We start from the raw sequence: 14,409 nt of genomic DNA on the forward strand, positions 1-14,409 counted from the left end.
ACCGTTAGGTCATTGCCAGATATTACCGCTGCCCCTGAACAGCGAGCGCCCAAATCCGTGTGGGCACTCGACGCCTGATCAGTAGTTGTACTGCAGGCTGGTCATGACGTTGCGCGGCGCGCCATACAAACCTGCCGCCGTGGTGGTGAGGTACTCCTTGTCGAACAGGTTGTTGAGGTTCACCGATGCCGACAGCGCCGGCGTGAGCTGGTATTTGGCCATGAGGTTGACCAGCGCGTAGCTGCTCTGCGTGGTCGCATAACTGAGGTCGTAGCCACTCTCGCTCTGCCAGTTCACGCCGCCGCCGACGGTCAGCTTGTCCAGAGCACCCGGCAGCCGATAGCTGGTGAAAAGCTTGACGCTGTTGCGCGGGATCTCGGTGACGATGCGTTTGTCGTCATCATTGAAACTGACGCTGTAGGAGTAGCCACCCGTGAGCTGCCAACCGTCGGCCAGCTCACCATTGACCTCCAGCTCCACACCTTCGCTGGTGGTGCCATTTTCCGCCTTGTAGGCCTGGAAGCCGTTGGGCTGCAGCAAGCTGCCGTTAGCCACCGCGAGGTTGTCCTGCTCAACACGAAACACCGCCACGCTGCCATTGAGGCGTCCGTCGTAGAAGTCGGCCTTCAGCCCGAGCTCGTAGCCAGTGCCTTCCTGAGGATCCAGAGGTGTGCCATTGACGTCGCGGATGTTGGCGTTCTGCGGGTTGAAGATTTGCGTGTAGCTCGCATAGGCCGTCCAGGTGTCGCTGAGGTCGTAGACGAAGCCGGCATAGGGAATGACGATGCCGGTTTCGGTGCGCTCCGTTTTGCTGGTGGCGCCTCCATACAAGCGGCTTTTGCTTTCGCGATTCCAGTCCACCACACGCGTACCAAGGATCAGGCTGGCCGCATCGGTCAGGTGCCAGCGCGACGTCAGGTAGGCGGCGTACTGGGTTTCGGTCAGGTCACTCTCGCCGATCTTGTTGAATACCGGCTTCGGCGCCTGGCCGTCCCAGCCGTAGATGTTGTCGATGCTGCCGGCATAGCCGGAGCCCGGACGCTGCCAGCCGCCATAGTTGGAGGTTCCCCGCTCCTCGAGGCGCGACAGGGTCACCCCGCCGATAAGCTCATGCTCGCGGCCCAGCAGTGGGAAGAAGCCAGTGAGATAGGCGTCGAGATTGTCCTGCTCGGGCGTCGCCTGCCAGCGGGTCGGCATGATGTAGGCACCTGAACCGGTGGCCGGGTTGATGAGGCCATCCATGTAGCTGACCACGGTGTCGTAATCGTTGCGCGCGTGGCTGTACTCCACCTTGCCGCTCCAGCCATTGGCAAACTGCTGCTCGACGGAGGTGAACAGCGTGCTCTGCTGGCGATCGTAGTACGTCCAGTCAGGCGAGCTGTTGAACGAGCGCTTGATGTCGGTTCTTTCGCCGCTGGTAGTGAACAGCGGAAAACCAGTACGCATTGGTGCGTTGCTGTTGGTCGTCTGATGGCTGAAACCCAGGGTCAGCAAGGTGGATTCGCTCAGATCCAGCTCGGTAATCCCGTACAAGGTACTCACCTCCTGGCTGAAGCGGTCGATCCAAGCGTGCTGATCTTTGTGATCGACGACGAAACGCCCGCGTACGTTGCCACTCTCGGTCAACGCGCCGCCGACATCCACACCCAGGCCATAACGATCCCAGCTACCGGCTTCTGCCGACAACTGCACCTGAGGCTCAATGCCCGGGCGCTTGCGGATCAGGTTGATGGTCGCGGAAGGATTGCCCAGGCCGCTAACCAACCCCGTGGCGCCACGCACCACCTCTATCCGGTCGTACATGGCGGTGTTCTGGGTGTAGTTGTCCATCCCCGCCGACGTCGGCACGCCGTCGATGGCGAAGTTGCGGATGGCGAAGCCGCGCGACAGATAGCTCGTGCTGTCGGCGCCCAGGCTTTCGCGGATCACGGTGATGCCGGTGGTGGCATCCAGGGCATCGGTCAGGCTGTCGAGGTTCTGGTCATCCAGACGCTGGCGGGTCAGCACGGTGACCGATTGCGGCGTTTCCTTGAGGGACAGGTTCAGGCGTGTCGAGCTGCTGGACGACTCCGTGGTGTAGGAGCCCGTGCCCTCGGTGGTCGACCCCGGCGCCTTGCCGGAAATGCTCAGTGCAGACAGCTCCAACCCCTTTCCCTGAACCTGACGGGTCGGCACCAGTACATAGCTGCCATTGCCCTGACGCTGGGCCTGCAAACCGCTACCCTGCAGCAGGCGAGCGAGCCCTTCGTCCACGCCGTAATCGCCCTGCAGGCCTGGCGAGTCGAGCCCGTCGGTTTGTACGGCAGCGAATGAAAGCGTTACTCCGGCTACCGTCGCGAACTGGCTCAGCGCGGTGCCCAGCGAGCCTGGGGCAATGCGGTAGCTCTGTACCGCCGCCTCCTGCGCCAGAACCTGGCCTGGCATTGCAAAGAGAAGAGGTATCGACGCGCAGGTCAACCCGAACAGGGCCAGGTGAACGGCGCGGGCCATCGGCTTGGCCGACGAGAGAAAGCGGGGCATGGTCATTTCCTTGTCATGAGCTGGGCAGATCCGCGGTGATGCAAAACCGCTTCATGTGCTTGGCCGAATGAGAATGAAAATCGGCAACCCCCAATAGCTATTTTTTGCAAAACCGTTCAGGCAGGCTCGATACGCGCCCAATAGCGACTCAGGTAACGCACCCGAATGGGCAGCGAGGCGCCCAGGTTTTCCAGAATGATGTCCGTGTCGTCGATCCGAAAAGCGCCAGACAGGCGCAGACCAGCCACCGCATCGGCACACTTCAGATAACCGGGACGGTAGCGCGCCAACTCGGCGATGAAGGCATCCAGGCGCCAGTCGATCACCGTCAGCATGCCCTGGGCCCAGGCACCCGCTCCCGGCGGCAATGTGTCGGGCGTACCGACCGCAGCGGCCTCGACAGCGACCCGTTGATTGGCGCCGATGCGCACCGCCCGATTGGGCTGCCGGGCGGCACGTACCTCGACCGCATCCTCCAGCACCGCAACCTGAGTGCTGTCGCCCTCGCAGCGCACGCTGAAACACGTGCCCAACGCTCGTACGCTGCCCTGTGCGGTATGTACCACGAAGGGCCGTCCGGCCGGATCGGCAGCGGTACGCACGAGTATCTCGCCGCGATGCAGCTGCAATTGACGCAGGCTGGTGTCGAAACGGATATCCACTGCCGTCGCGGTATTCAGATCGAGCACGCTGCCATCGCTCAGTTGCAGGTGGCGGCGCTCGCCGGTAGCCGTGCGCTGATCGGCAAGCCAGCCCTGCTTCGGCGCCAGGTCAAAGGACGCCCAGCCCGCCGCCCCGGAGGCGAGCAGCAAGCCCAGCGTCTTCAGCACCACACGCCGGCGCGCCCGCACGCCGTCCAGCGCCGGTAGCGCGACATCGGCAGGCAAGCCGCCGAGCTGATGCTGCAAGCGCTCCACCCGCGCCCAGGCCTGGCGATGCCGGGGGTGCTGCGCCAGCCACTCACGGTGCGCCTTGCACTCGGCTTCGCTCGGCGGCGTGGCGTTGAGTTGCACGTACCAGGTGGCGGCCGCTTCCAGGGTCTGGCGATCCATGGCTCAGTCTTCCATCAGCAACAGGCAATGGGTCATGGCGCGGATCATGTGCTTCTTCACCGTGGTCACCGACACGCACAGGCGCTCGCCGGTGGCGACATAACTGAGCCCTTCCAGCTGCACCGCCAGAAAGATCCGCCGCGTGCGCTCGCCAAGGCCGTCAAGCATGGCGTCGACTGCCGTGAGGGTTTCGAGGATCAGCAAACGGGTTTCCGGTGAGATGTCCATCGGCTCCGGACGCAGTGCCAGCACATCGAGGTAGGCCTGCTCGACGGCCTGCCGACGGAACTTGTCGATCATCAGCGCCCGGGCGATGGCGCTCAGATAGGTGCGCGGCTCGCGGATGGCCTGCACGTCGCGAGCACTGAGCACCCGCAGGAAGGTGTCTTGGGCGAGGTCAGCAGCATCGCTGGTATTGCCCAGGCGTGCCCGCAGCCAGCTCTTGAGCCAGCCGTTGTGTTCGCTGTAGAGAAGATGCAACGCGGAATGATCCGGGCCGGACATGGCAGCACCAGGGCGAAAGATGATAATGCATCGCATTGTCTTCCAGCCACAGGTATGACGCAAGGCCTGAACGCCCCGTGCAGCGCTTAGCGGGCCCTGGCCAGATCCGGCAGATCGCCGCTCAGGCCCAGTGCCTGGCGCACGAACAACGCTTTGGCCTCGTCCAGGCCATCAACCAGTCCCAGGCCGGTGTTGCGCAGCAAGCGCAGCGTTAAGGAGTCGCTCTGGAATAGCCGCTGGAAGCCTTCCATCGCCGCCATCATCGCCAGGTTGTGAGGCATGCGGCGGCGCTCGTAGCGGCTCAGTACGCGCTCGTCGGCCAGTCGTTCACCACGCCCGGCTGCCTGCGCCAGCACCTCGGCGAGCACCGCGGCGTCGAGAAAGCCCAGGTTGACCCCCTGGCCGGCCAGCGGATGGATGGTATGGGCGGCATCGCCGATCAGCGCCAGGCCGGGTTCGACATAACGCTTGGCGTGGCGCTGACGCAGCGGAATGCAAAGGCGTCGATCCACGTGCAGCACCTCGCCAAGGCGATATTCGAACGCCTGCCCCAGGGCTGTGGAAAACTCATCGTCAGTCAGCGCCATCAACTGAGTCGCTTGCTCCGGCGTGGTCGACCAGACGATCGAGCACCAGTGCTCGCCATCGCGCTCGCCCAGCGGCAGAAAGGCCAGCGGGCCGTCGTCGGTGAAGCGCTGCCAGGCGGTGGCCTGGTGCGCATTGGCACAGCGCACGCTGGTGACGATGGCGTGGTGCAGGTAATCCCACTCGCGGGTTTCACAGCCCGCCAGGCGACGTACCGCCGAGTTGGCGCCATCTGCCGCGACCACCAGCGGAGTGCGCAATTCGCGGCCGTCGGCCAGGGTCAGCAGCCAGTCGTCACCGGAGTGGCGCAGACGCTCCAGTCGCGCATCGGCAAGCAGGCGCACGTCGCTGGCGTGCAGGCGCTCAAGCAGAGCGTCCTGCACCACGCGGTTCTCGACGATATGGCCGAGGATAGTGGCATGCACACTGGCGGCGCTGAAATGGATGCTGCCGGTGCCGCTGCCATCCCACACGCGCATATCGCGGTACGGGCAACTGCGTCGAGCCAGCACGCCGGGCCATGCGCCAAGGCGTTCGAGGATGCGCTGGCTGGCCATCGACAGTGCGCTGACCCGCGGCTCATAGGCCGCGCTGCCCTCAAACGGCTCGACCTGCAGCGGCCCGCCGTCCAGTACCAGGCAATCCAGCCCCTGCTCGCGCAGCGCCAGAGCCAGGGCGCTGCCGACCATTCCGGCACCGACGATGATCAGATCTGCATGCATGTCGTCCATTCCTCAGGCTGCCTGCCGCAGGCGCGGCTTGAGCCGCACGTAAAGAGTCTTGTGTACTCGCGCTACCAGGGTGCCATCGCCATCGCGCACTTCCACCTGCAACTCGGGCAGGTACTTCTCACCCGCAGCGGTGTGCTGTCGCACTTCGTCGACGAATGCCTGGTCAATGGCGAACGAGGCAAATACCGGGCCTCTGCCGGGCGCGATGAAGTCGATGCTGGCGGCCTTGTCCCAGACCACGTAATCGCGCCCCAGGTTCTCCATCAGCATCAACATGTAGAAAGGATCGGTCATCGAATACAGGCTGCCGCCGAACTGGGTGCCCACGTAATTGCGGTTGTACCAGCCCAGGCGCATCTTCACGTCGACCTGGCGAAAATCCGCTGCGATGCGCCGAATCCATACCCCGGCGCCCAGATAGGGCGGGTAGCAATTCATGACCCAGCGCAGCAGGCGAGCCTTGCGCGCCAGCCGGCGGGCGTTCATCGCTGGGTACCGCGAGTACCCATGCCCATGGCCTGACGCGCAAACCAGCGCTTGGCCGGCGGCAGCAATTCCAGGCCGAGCAGGCCAAGGTTGCGCCCCGCAGCGAGCAGCGGCTGGTCGGTACTGAACAGCCGGGTGACCTGGTCCGAGAAACCGACGGTGAACGCCTGGTCGCCAGCCTGAGCGCTGGCGTAGCGCTGCAGAGTAGCCAGGTCGCCAAGCGGCGCGGAGCCTGCCAGCACGACATCGGCCAGGGCACGCACATCGCGCAGCGAGAGGTTGAAGCCTTGCCCGGCTATCGGGTGCAGGCTGTGCGCGGCATTGCCCAGCACCACCAGATTGGCGCGTACCTGCTCGGCCGCCTCGACCAGCACCAGCGGATAAGGCAGCCGTGCGCCGACTTGGCGCAAAGCACCGAGGCGATAACCGAAGGCTTCCTGCAGCTCGGCGAGGAAGGCGCGCTCATCCAGCTTGAGCAGCCGCTCGACATCGCCGCTCGGGTGCGTCCACACCAGCGCACAGCGATTCTCGGACAGCGGCAGCAGCGCCAGCGGCCCGGACTCGGTGAAGCGTTCGAAGGCTTCGCCAGCATGCGGGCGGGAAGGCGTGATATTGGCGATCAGCGCGGTCTGGTCATAAGGCCGTTGATTCACCGTAATGCCGAGCTGCTCACGCAGCGAGGAGCGCCCGCCATCGGCGAGCACCGCCAGGGAGCAGTCGATCAGGCTTTCGTCATCGAGGGTCAGGCGATAGCCATCCGGCAGCGCGTCCATCCGCTCGACCTGGGCCGGGCAGCGCCACTGGATCACCTCGGCGTCCAGTGCCTGCCACAGGCAGTGGCCAAGCCAGGCGTTTTCCACCACATAGCCCAGGGCCGGAACACCTTCCTCCTCGGCATTCAACCGCGCGGCGGCGAAGCGGCCGCGATCCGATACGTGTATCTGCTCGATGGGAGTGGCATGCTCGGCGATCGCCGGCCACAGGCCAAGATCTTCGTAGATCAGCCGCGAGCCGTAGGACAGTGCCGTGGAGCGGGCATCGTAGCTTGGCTGATAGCCTTCGCCGGGAGCGAATGGCTCGATCAAAGCGATTTTCCAGCCGCGCTTGCGCGCCTCGCCCTGCAGTGCCAGCGCCAGACTGGCACCGACCAGACCACCGCCGATGATCGCCAGATCGACCCGCAGCATGGCCTCAGGCCACCTGCGCGCGGGCGGCGGCCATCAGTGCCTCGATCTCGTCGACGGCCTTGGGCACGTCGCCGGTGAGAATCTCGCAACCGGTCTTGGTCACGACGACGTCGTCCTCGATGCGCACGCCGATGCCACGCCATTTCTTGGCGACATTCTGGTTATCCACGGCAATGTAAATACCCGGTTCGACAGTCATGGCCATGCCCACTTCGAGCACACGCCATTCGCCACCGACCTTGTACTCGCCGACGTCATGCACGTCCATGCCCAGCCAGTGGCCGGCGCGGTGCATGTAGAACGGTTTGTAGGCTTCCGCGGCGATCAGCTCATCGACGTTGCCCTTGAGCAGACCCAACTCGACCAGGCCGGCGGTGATCACCCGCACCGTGGCCTCATGCGCTTCGTTCCAGTGACGACCCGGCGCGATGTGTTTGAAGGCTTCCATGTTGGCCGCCAGCACGATCTCGTAGATGGCCTTCTGCTCGGGCGTGAAGGTACCGCTGACCGGAAAGGTACGGGTGATGTCGCTGGCATAGCAGTCGATCTCGCAGCCGGCGTCGATCAGCAACACGTCACCGTCCTTCAGCAGAGCGTCGTTCTCGCGGTAATGCAGAATGCAGGCGTTTTTGCCCGCCGCGACGATGGAGCCGTAGGCCGGCATCTTCGAGCCGCCCTTGCGGAACTCGTAATCCAGCTCAGCTTCCAGGTGGTACTCGTACAGCCCGGCGCGGCTGGCCTGCATCGCCTTGATATGGGCACGGGCGGAAATCTGCGCCGCTTCGCGCATCACCTTCACCTCCCCGGCCGACTTGTACAAACGCAGGTCGTGGAGGAAGTGGTTGAGGGCGACGAATTCTTTCGGCGGCGTGGCGCCCTGGCGGGCCTTGGAGCGGATCACGTTGACCCACTCCATCAGGTGGCGATCGAACTCCGGGTTGGTACCCACGGCGTAATAGACACGCTCACGACCTTCGATCAGCCCCGGCAGGATGTCGTCGATATCGCCGATGGGAAAGGCATCGTCCGCTCCGTAGCGGCTGATGGCGCCTTCCTGACCGGCACGCAGGCCATCCCACAGCTCACGCTCAGGATCACGCTCGCGGCAGAACAGCACGTATTCACCGTGCTCGCGGCCGGGAATCAACGCGATCACCGCATCGGGCTCGGGAAAGCCGGACAGGTATTGGAAGTCACTGTCCTGGCGATACACATGTTCAACATCACGGTTGCGGATGAACACAGGCGCCGCCGGCAGAATGGCGATGCTGTTGGGTTCCATCAACGCCATCAGCGCCTTGCGTCGACGGGCGTATTCCGCTTTGGAGATGCTGGTCATGGGCAGGCTAGGTTCCGATCAGTCGAATAAAGGGCGGGATCAGTGCAGCGAAGGCTTCGGCGCTGGGGCAGCCGGCTTGTTGCACTCGGCGAACAGCAGTAACGGCGCCACACGCAGGTACTCGGTGACCTCCATGTAATCGTTCTCGCCGTCCTCGGACTCATCCAGGGCATTTTGCACTTGAGCGATGGCGGACAAATCCTGCAGCACTTCCATGGCTTCGCCGCTCAGCGCTGCATCGCCAGAGGTCAGACCGAAACCACCGAGGAAGCCCTGGCACCATTGGCCTAGAGCGGCGGCACGCTCGGCCAGCGGGGCCTCGTCGGAGGGCAGCAGCAAAACCACGGTGACATCGTCACCGGTCAACTCGCCACGAACCATCTCCTGCAGGCCAATCAGCGCCTGGCGGACGTTGTCCGGCGGCTCGCTGCCGAGCAATTCGATGGCGTCGACCAGCCAGGGGCCGGCCTCGAAGCCGGCACCCGCACAACTGCGGCCCAGCAACAGGCCATGCAATTCGGCAGGAGAAACAGAGGAACCACCACTGGCGAGCAAGGTGGCGAATGCAGCGTAGGGAGAACTGGAAGTCGGCATCGATCACTAGGCGCCAAGAGGCGCAATCACTAGAATGGAGGGCTTGTATCCTAGCATCGGCAGACGCGCCAAGACCATCAACGGGTTTTTACTCCGCTGCCGACGCGCCTATACACTCTGAACATGCCAAAGCGAGAGCCAATGGAAGACGCCGATTTACAAGCCCTGACGGCCAAGTTGGAGTTGCTTATCCAGCGCGTCGAACGCCTCAAGGCTCAAAACCGTCTCTTGCTGGAGAGTGAACAGGCTTGGCGTGAAGAACGCGCTCATCTGATCGAAAAGAACGAAATGGCTCGGCACAAGGTCGAATCGATGATTTCGCGCCTTAAGGCCCTGGAGCAGGACTCATGACCCAATCGAATACCGTTACCGTTCAGATCCTGGACAAAGAATATTGCATCACCTGCCCTGCAGATGAGCGCAGCAACCTGCAAAGTGCCGCCCGCTACCTGGACGGCAAGATGCGTGAGATCCGCAGCGGCGGCAAAGTGATCGGCGCCGACCGCGTGGCCGTGATGGCCGCACTGAATATCACCCACGACTTGCTGCACAAACAGCAACACCTGGATCAGCAGGCCACTGCGAGCCGCGATCACGTACGTGACCTGCTTGGGCGGGTCGACAATGCCTTGGTCGATGATGCCGATGGCCGTGGCGTCTGACCAACGGTCGTCACTTTGCGTTATACTCGCCGCAGCTCCCTGGAGTGTGCGCCAGTTGGTGATGTCCCTGAGCCGATACGCACAACCCTGGGGGTTGTCAGTTGATGCCGGTGTGCATGTCCGCTCGACGGAAAGCCTTAAGGTTTCCTGCAACCTCCACCTTGAACTTTCGGGTTCAAGGGCCAAACCGACAGCGGCACGCTGGGGAGTCACAATTTATAGCCTGTTGCTGGCTCACGCTGGCAGCGGGCTTTTTGTTGCCTGCCTTTTGTCGCAGCAACGCTGCGGGCCGTCGCCCGTGACGTTAAAAATCGCTCCCCGCGATATGTTCATCTGCGCATGATCGGAACCGATAACCTCACTCGCGCCCAACTGCGCCGCAAACTGCGCCAGCAACGCCGCGCGCTGAGCCCAGCAGCTCAACGAAACGCCGCCCTGGCGCTGTATCGTCAGCTGGCCCAACACCCGCTGTTTCGCCGCTCCCGGCATATTGCGCTGTACCTGGCTAACGACGGGGAAATCGATCCGCACCTGCTCATCGCGGCAGCTCATGCCCGCGGCAAGCAGGTCTATCTGCCCGTACTGAAATCCTGGCCGCGCACCAGCATGGTGTTTCAGCGCATCGATGCGCACGAGAAATTGGCAGGCAATCGCTTCGGCATCCTCGAACCCCGGCGCAACAATCAGCGCCAGCGTAAAACCTGGGCACTGGACCTGATTCTGCTGCCACTGGTTGGCTTCGACCAGCATGGCGGCCGGCTAGGCATGGGCGGTGGCTTCTACGACCGCAGCCTGGCCTATCGCACACGGCGCAAAAATTGGCACAAACCGACGCTACTTGGGCTGGCTCACACTTGCCAGCAAGTGGACAGCCTGTCCATGGCAAGTTGGGACATACCGCTAAATGCCACCGTTACCGATGAAGGCTGGCACTAACGCTTGATGAAGCCTGACTGAGCACCGACCGGCAGCATGGAGTCTTGCTGCCACTGGCTTTGCGTATACCCGGTCGTCATCACGCCCAGGCTGAACACCACAACCAACACCCACAATAAATCCGGTTTTCTCTTCACCACCACCGCCCCTCCGGATCAATCGCCCGGGACTAAAAAGGTATATTTGCCGAAATCCCTTCGCACACTCACCGCCCTGATACCCCGAGAGCAAAGTTCATGCCCTACTGGCTGATGAAATCCGAACCCGACGAGCTGTCCATTCACGACCTGCAGCGCTTGGGCGAAACGCGCTGGGATGGCGTACGCAATTATCAGGCGCGCAACTTCATTCGCAGCATGCAGGAAGGCGATCAGTTTCTGTTCTATCACTCGAGCTGCCCGCAGCCGGGGGTAGCCGGCATTGCCCGCATAGCAGGCAGTCCCTATGCAGACCCAGCGGCGCTGGACTCGAAAAGTCACTACTTTGATGCCAAGGCCAGCGCGGATAAGAACCCCTGGACGGCCATCGACGTGGCATTCGTCGAAGCCTTCCCACGGGTCATCCCACTAGCCGAACTGAAGGCTCAGGGCGCGCTGGAGGAGTTGGCGCTGGTACAAAAAGGCAGCCGCCTGTCGGTGATGCCGGTTACCGAAGCTCAGTGGACGGCGATCCTGCTGCTGCGTTGATCAGCCCTGCAGAATCAGGTTGTTGAACAGCAGGTCTTCGACCAGTGGCTGGCCTTCCTCGTCGCTGAGCACCTGCTGCACCTGCTTGAGGGCTTCCTGACGGAGCTTTTCCTTGGCGTCGGGCGTAGCCAGGCTTTCCTCGGTCTGCTGGGAGAACAGCATCACCAGTTGGTTGCGAATCAGCGGCTCATGGTGCGTGACCTTGGCTTCGGCCTCCGCGCCAGTAACGCGTAGTGCGACGTCAGCCTTGTAGTACTTGAGCTTCGGGCCGGCGCCGAAGTTACCGACCAACGCGGGCGTCAGGCTGTGGTAGATGACCTGCGGCGCGGCGCCCTCGCCTTCTCCTTCCTTCTTTTCCTCATTGGCGAAAGCCGAGATCGACAGCGCGCAGGCAAGCAGAAGCGTGATGAGGGTTTTCACAGGGCGATCTCCATTGAGTTGCCCGCAAGCATAGCAACGCCTGCGGCGGATCCCAACGCTTATACCAAGCCATCAGACCAAGCCATGCTCGTTGACCCGCACAGCAGCCTACCTAAACTGCAGGGCCAACCGGCTAAAGAGTGGACTGCGATGAAAGCGCTGCTGTGCAAAGCCTTCGGTACCGCCGAAACCCTGGTACTCGAAGACCTCGAGAGCCCACGCCCCAAGGCCAACGAGGTGTTGATCGAGGTTCAGGCCGCTGGCGTAAATTTCCCCGACACGCTGATCATCGAAGGCAAATACCAGTTCAAGCCGCCCTTCCCCTTTGCGCCCGGTGGCGAGGTGGCTGGCGTGATCAGCGCGGTGGGCGACAAGGTTACCCACCTGCAGGTCGGCGCCCGGGTCATGGCGCTGACTGGCTGGGGCGGCTTCGCCGAGCAGGTCGCAGTGCCGGCCTACAATGTCCTGCCAATGCCCGACAGCATGGACTTTATCAGCGCCGCCGCCTTCGGCATGACCTACGGCACCTCCATGCACGCCCTCAAGCAGCGCGCAGCCTTGCAGCCAGGTGAAACCCTACTGGTGCTCGGCGCGTCCGGCGGCGTTGGCCTGGCGGCGGTGGAAATCGGCAAGGCAATGGGCGCCCGAGTGATCGCCGCAGCGAGCAGCGTCGCCAAGCTGGAAGTCGCCAAACAGGCGGGTGCCGATGAGCTGATCGACTACAGCACGCAGAACCTCAAGGAGGAAGTGAAGCGCCTGACCAACGGCCAGGGTGCCGACGTGATCTACGACCCGGTGGGTGGCGACCTGTTCGACCAGGCAGCACGCAGCATCGCCTGGAACGGCCGGCTGCTGGTGGTCGGCTTCGCCAGCGGGCGTATCCCGGAACTGCCGGTGAACCTGATGCTGCTCAAGGGCGCTGCAGTGGTCGGCGTGTTCTGGGGTGCCTTCGCCCAACGTCAGCCCGCCGACAACGCCGCCAATTTCGGCCAGCTGTTCGTCTGGCATGCCGAGGGCAAGCTCAAGCCACTGGTCTCACAGACCTATGCGCTGGCAGATGGCGGCGCGGCCATCGATGCCCTCGCGCAGCGCAAGGCGGTCGGTAAACTGGTGGTCACAGTGCGCTGAGGATATCGGCACAAAGCGATCATGCTATGCAAATAAGAACCATTGCTATATAAAGCGCGCTTTATTTCTCCGGATATTGCGCGCATGTCGACCTTGTCCAGCCTGCACGACGGCCCTGCTGCTGCGCATCACCTCTACAGTGAGCATCACAGCTGGCTGCGCCTGCGCCTGCAGCATCGCCTGGGTTGCGCCTTCGATGCGGCCGACCTGGCCCATGACACCTTCCTGCGCATTCTTGCCCGCCGCGATCTTGCCGATATCCGCGAACCGCGGCCCTATCTGGCCACCGTCGCCAAAGGCCTGATGGTCAATCACCTGCGTCGCAAGGCGCTGGAGCGCGCGTATCTGGAGAGCCTGGCAAACCTACCCGAAGACCTGCTGCCAGGCCCGGAAGCGCGTTATCTACTGTTGGAAACGCTGCTGGAAATCGATGCCCTGCTCGATGGTCTGCCCACCAAGGTGCGTCAGGCCTTTCTGCTATCGCAACTCGACGGCCTGACTTACCAGCAGATCGCCGAGCACCTGGGCGTGTCGCTCAGTTCGGTGAAGCAGTACATGTTCAAGGCAATCCGCCACTGCATGCAGCCAGGCCTCTGAGCATGAGCTCCCGAGCACCCTATCAACCGCTGTCCGAGACCGCGCTCGACCAGGCCGCACACTGGTTCGTCACCCTGCATGCCGGCGATGCCAGCGAACAGGATCAGCAGCATTGGCGGCTATGGCTCGAAGCCTCACCCGAGAATGCCCGCGCCTGGGCCTGCGCCAATGGCGTGGGCGGCCACTTCAAGGGGCTGCCGGCCGATCTGGCCAGAGCCACGCTGAACGTCCCGGCGGGTATCGGCCGTCGCCGTGCGATCAAGAACCTGGCAGTGCTGATCGGCGTTGCCGGCAGCGGCTGGTTCGCCCTGCGCGAGCAGCCCTGGCAGCGTTGGACTGCCGACTATCAGACAGGCCTGGCCGAGCAGGGTGAATGGCGCCTGGCCGACGGTAGCTTGCTGAACCTCAACAGCAGCAGCGCAGTGCGTGTCGAATTCAGCCGCGCAGAGCGCATCCTGCATCTGCTCGATGGCGAACTGCTGCTGGAAACCGGCCGCGATCCCCGTCCGCTAAGGGTGATCACCGCCGAAGGCAGCGTACGCCCTATCGGCACACGCTTCTCCGTCACCCAGCAAGCCGGGCACACACGGGTCGCGGTATTCAGCGGCCGCGTAGAGCTCACGCCGAGTGCCGCCCCGGCCAGCAAGCGCCAGCTCGACAGTGGACAGACGTCACGCCTGTATCGCACCGGCAGCGAAATCCCGACCGCCGCCAGCGATGACCTGCTCGCCTGGCTGCACGGCATGCTGATCGCCGACGACATGCCCCTCGGCGAATTCGCCAGCGCCTTCGACCGCCAGCGCCGTGGCAGGGTGACCTGCGCCGCTGCGGTGGCCGACCTGCGCATATCCGGTGCATTCCCGCTGAGCGACAGTGACCGCGCTCTCGATTCGCTGACCGCCAACCTGCCGGTGCGCATTCGCCGCTTCACCCGCTACTGGGTGCATATCGAGCCACGCTGAAAAATCCTCTGCGCGGCCTG

16 protein-coding genes and 1 other RNA gene are annotated in these 14,409 nt (G+C 63.3%); 8 read left to right on the forward strand and 9 right to left on the reverse strand.

The genetic code is table 11. The annotated features are described in order from the left end of the window. Window positions 1-78 precede the first annotated feature (78 nt). The 8 genes from ACZ0AI_RS14765 to ACZ0AI_RS14800 form a co-directional block, all read right to left on the reverse strand. Complete coding sequence (locus tag ACZ0AI_RS14765; protein WP_463562512.1) at window positions 79-2,520, reverse strand: TonB-dependent siderophore receptor; 2,442 nt, start codon at window positions 2,518-2,520, stop codon at window positions 79-81. A gap of 116 nt (window positions 2,521-2,636) precedes the next feature. Next, window positions 2,637-3,572, reverse strand: coding sequence for a FecR domain-containing protein (locus ACZ0AI_RS14770; protein WP_463562513.1), 936 nt, complete (start codon window positions 3,570-3,572; stop codon window positions 2,637-2,639). 3 nt (window positions 3,573-3,575) lie between these two features. Further along, window positions 3,576-4,076, reverse strand: a complete 501-nt coding sequence (locus tag ACZ0AI_RS14775) for a sigma-70 family RNA polymerase sigma factor (RefSeq protein ID WP_463562514.1) — start codon at window positions 4,074-4,076, stop codon at window positions 3,576-3,578. 86 nt (window positions 4,077-4,162) lie between these two features. Next, window positions 4,163-5,383 carry a 2-octaprenyl-3-methyl-6-methoxy-1,4-benzoquinol hydroxylase gene (locus ACZ0AI_RS14780; protein WP_463562515.1) on the reverse strand — a complete coding sequence of 407 codons (1,221 nt, stop codon included), beginning with the start codon at window positions 5,381-5,383 and terminating at the stop codon, window positions 4,163-4,165. 12 nt (window positions 5,384-5,395) lie between these two features. Continuing rightward, window positions 5,396-5,878: a DUF4442 domain-containing protein gene (locus ACZ0AI_RS14785; protein ID WP_225837843.1), complete on the reverse strand. Its 483-nt coding sequence runs from the start codon at window positions 5,876-5,878 to the stop codon at window positions 5,396-5,398. Beyond that, on the reverse strand, window positions 5,875-7,065 hold the full coding sequence (ubiH, locus tag ACZ0AI_RS14790; RefSeq protein WP_463562516.1) for a 2-octaprenyl-6-methoxyphenyl hydroxylase: 1,191 nt from the start codon (window positions 7,063-7,065) through the stop codon (window positions 5,875-5,877). Before ubiH ends, ACZ0AI_RS14785 begins: the two co-directional genes overlap by 4 nt. Window positions 7,066-7,069: 4 nt before the next feature. Further along, the gene (gene pepP / locus ACZ0AI_RS14795) at window positions 7,070-8,404 is read right to left on the reverse strand and encodes a Xaa-Pro aminopeptidase (RefSeq protein WP_463562517.1); all 1,335 of its coding nucleotides are present in this window, start codon (window positions 8,402-8,404) and stop codon (window positions 7,070-7,072) included. A 39-nt stretch (window positions 8,405-8,443) separates the two neighbouring features. After that, window positions 8,444-8,998 carry a YecA/YgfB family protein gene (locus ACZ0AI_RS14800; RefSeq protein ID WP_463562518.1) on the reverse strand — a complete coding sequence of 185 codons (555 nt, stop codon included), beginning with the start codon at window positions 8,996-8,998 and terminating at the stop codon, window positions 8,444-8,446. Window positions 8,999-9,139: 141 nt separating this feature from the next. Here ACZ0AI_RS14800 and ACZ0AI_RS14805 point away from each other — a divergent pair, with 141 nt between their 5' ends. The 5 genes from ACZ0AI_RS14805 to ACZ0AI_RS14825 all read left to right on the forward strand — a co-directional run bounded on the left by ACZ0AI_RS14805 (window position 9,140) and on the right by ACZ0AI_RS14825 (window position 11,282). Next, window positions 9,140-9,349 (forward strand): TIGR02449 family protein, encoded by a 210-nt coding sequence (locus ACZ0AI_RS14805; RefSeq protein ID WP_027908823.1) that lies wholly within the window; start codon window positions 9,140-9,142, stop codon window positions 9,347-9,349. Then, window positions 9,346-9,660 (forward strand): cell division protein ZapA, encoded by a 315-nt coding sequence (locus ACZ0AI_RS14810; RefSeq protein ID WP_225837836.1) that lies wholly within the window; start codon window positions 9,346-9,348, stop codon window positions 9,658-9,660. The genes ACZ0AI_RS14805 and ACZ0AI_RS14810 overlap by 4 nt, the downstream gene beginning before the upstream one ends. A 33-nt stretch (window positions 9,661-9,693) precedes the next feature. Continuing rightward, window positions 9,694-9,872: non-coding RNA, 6S RNA (gene ssrS, locus ACZ0AI_RS14815), on the forward strand. Between the two features lie 127 nt (window positions 9,873-9,999). Further along, window positions 10,000-10,596: a 5-formyltetrahydrofolate cyclo-ligase gene (locus ACZ0AI_RS14820; RefSeq protein ID WP_463562519.1), complete on the forward strand. Its 597-nt coding sequence runs from the start codon at window positions 10,000-10,002 to the stop codon at window positions 10,594-10,596. A 236-nt stretch (window positions 10,597-10,832) separates the two neighbouring features. Then, window positions 10,833-11,282 carry an EVE domain-containing protein gene (locus ACZ0AI_RS14825; RefSeq protein ID WP_463562520.1) on the forward strand — a complete coding sequence of 150 codons (450 nt, stop codon included), beginning with the start codon at window positions 10,833-10,835 and terminating at the stop codon, window positions 11,280-11,282. Here the strand turns inward: ACZ0AI_RS14825 and ACZ0AI_RS14830 are convergent, their stop codons facing one another. Next, the gene (locus ACZ0AI_RS14830) at window positions 11,283-11,702 is read right to left on the reverse strand and encodes a flagellar basal body-associated protein FliL (protein WP_463562521.1); all 420 of its coding nucleotides are present in this window, start codon (window positions 11,700-11,702) and stop codon (window positions 11,283-11,285) included. Window positions 11,703-11,852: 150 nt separating this feature from the next. Here ACZ0AI_RS14830 and ACZ0AI_RS14835 point away from each other — a divergent pair, with 150 nt between their 5' ends. The 3 genes from ACZ0AI_RS14835 to ACZ0AI_RS14845 all read left to right on the forward strand — a co-directional run bounded on the left by ACZ0AI_RS14835 (window position 11,853) and on the right by ACZ0AI_RS14845 (window position 14,389). Continuing rightward, window positions 11,853-12,830 (forward strand): NADPH:quinone oxidoreductase family protein, encoded by a 978-nt coding sequence (locus ACZ0AI_RS14835; protein ID WP_463562522.1) that lies wholly within the window; start codon window positions 11,853-11,855, stop codon window positions 12,828-12,830. A gap of 84 nt (window positions 12,831-12,914) precedes the next feature. After that, window positions 12,915-13,427, forward strand: a complete 513-nt coding sequence (locus tag ACZ0AI_RS14840; RefSeq protein WP_463562523.1) for a sigma-70 family RNA polymerase sigma factor — start codon at window positions 12,915-12,917, stop codon at window positions 13,425-13,427. Window positions 13,428-13,429: 2 nt separating this feature from the next. Further along, entirely contained in the window at window positions 13,430-14,389 is a 960-nt protein-coding gene (locus tag ACZ0AI_RS14845; protein ID WP_463562524.1) for a FecR domain-containing protein, read from the forward strand. Window positions 14,390-14,409: the final 20 nt, after the last annotated feature.

This window comes from Pseudomonas sp. AC355 (assembly GCF_979258205.1).